The sequence below is a fragment of the Streptomyces sp. NPDC032161 genome, from assembly GCF_040636995.1.
Taxonomy (GTDB): Bacteria; Actinomycetota; Actinomycetes; order Streptomycetales; family Streptomycetaceae; genus Streptomyces.
Genome location: NZ_JBEZVN010000115.1, coordinates 1 through 1710, shown reverse-complemented (window position 1 = coordinate 1710; position 1710 = coordinate 1). Strand labels below are relative to the sequence as shown.

Below are 1710 nucleotides of genomic sequence, written 5' to 3'. Positions count from 1 at the left end.
CACCACCGCAACCGCCCCAGGAACAGCCGCCACACGCTCCGCAACCAACTCCACCACCGAACGACCACCCACACCCACACCAGGACCCACCCACTGCGCCAGCAGGGCACCGGCTTCAGCGGTCTCCAGCATCCCGAACCGGTCGAGCGGTGCGTCCGGCTGCGCGGTCACACGCTCGGCGAGAGCGATCCAGTGGCGGCACATCCGCTCGACGGTCGAGGCGTCGAACAGGTCCGTGTTGAACTCGGCCACGGCTGCCAGTCCGCCGCCGTCGGTCTGCTGGAAGTGCAGGCTCAGCTCGAACTGGGCCGCCTCGCGCGGCATCGCCTCGTCCTCGACACGCAGGCCGGGCAGCTCGAAGGCGCCCATCGGGGTGTTCTGGAGCGCCACGAGCGCCTGGACGAGCGGGGTGCGGGAGGTGTCACGCTCGGGAGCCAGCTCCTCGATGAGCCGGCTGAACGGCACGTCCTGATGCGCGAACGCGTCCAGCGTCGTCTCCCGCACCTCCGACAGCAGAGCTCCGAAGCCCATGGACTCGTCGATCCGCGAACGCAGTACGAGGGTGTTGACGAAGAACCCGACCAGATCCTCGATCTCGGCGCGCTCCCGTCCGGAGACCACCGTGCCCACTGCGATGTCCCGCTGCCCGCTGTACCGCGAAAGCAGCAACTGCGTCACCGCGGTCAGGGCCATGAAGAGGCTGGCCCCGCGCTCCTGGCTCAGCCTCGTGAGCCGGTCCGCCAGTTCCGACGGGACCTCGAAGGCGTGCAGGGCGCCGGCCGAGGTGCGCACGGCCGGGCGCGGCCGGTCCGTCGGCAACTCCAAAGGCTCCAGACCCGACAACTTGTCACGCCAGTGGTCGAGCTGACCGTCCAGCGCTTCGCCCGCCAGATGCTCGCGCTGCCAGACCGCGAAGTCCGGGTACTGCACGGGAAGTTCGGGCAGCACATCGTCTTCACCACGCACGGCGGAGGTGTAAAGCGCGCTCAGCTCGCGGGTGACCACGCCCATGGACCAGCCGTCGGTCACGATGTGGTGCATCGACAGCGCCAAGACGTGTTCACGCTCGGAGAGGCGGACCAGCATGACCCGCATGAGCGGACCGTTGCGCAAGTCGAACGGCAGCGCCGCCTCCTCGGCCAGCATGGCCCTGAGCTCGTCCTCGCCCGCGGCTTCCGCCATGCGGACGGTCACCTCGATGTCTTCAGGTGCGTGGACGGTCTGCACGCCCCGGCCGTCGACGGAGTCGAAGGTCGTACGCAGGGCCTCGTGCCGGGCGACGAGCCCGGCCACGGCCGCACGCAGCGCAGCGACGTTCAACACACCCGTCAGACGCAGAGCGGCGGAGATGTTGTACTCGGTACCGCCGGGAGTGAAGTTCTCCAGGAACCAGAGGCGTTCCTGGGCGAACGAGAGCGGGAGCGGTCCGGTCCGGGGCGCGGGGAGGATCCCCGGCTCTTCCGGCTCGTCCCCGGCGACCTGCCCGGCCAGGGCCGCGACGGTCGGGTGGTCGAACAGCGCACGCGGCGACAGACCCGTGCCCAGGGCACCGCGCAGCCGCGAGACGACCTTCAGGCTGGAGATCGAGTCGCCGCCCAGCGCGAAGAAGTCGTCGTGCACGCCGACCCGTTCGACGCCGAGGACATCCGCCCAGATACCCGCCAGGGCACGCTCGGTATCGGTGCGCGGGGCGACGTACTCCTCCCCCGC

At 70.1% G+C, this 1710-nt stretch carries 1 protein-coding gene; it reads right to left on the bottom strand.

Features of this window, described 5'->3' with window-relative positions; genetic code table 11:
- On the bottom strand, window positions 1-1710 hold a 1710-nt coding region (locus AB0E67_RS36445), incomplete at both ends, for a condensation domain-containing protein (protein WP_362035156.1).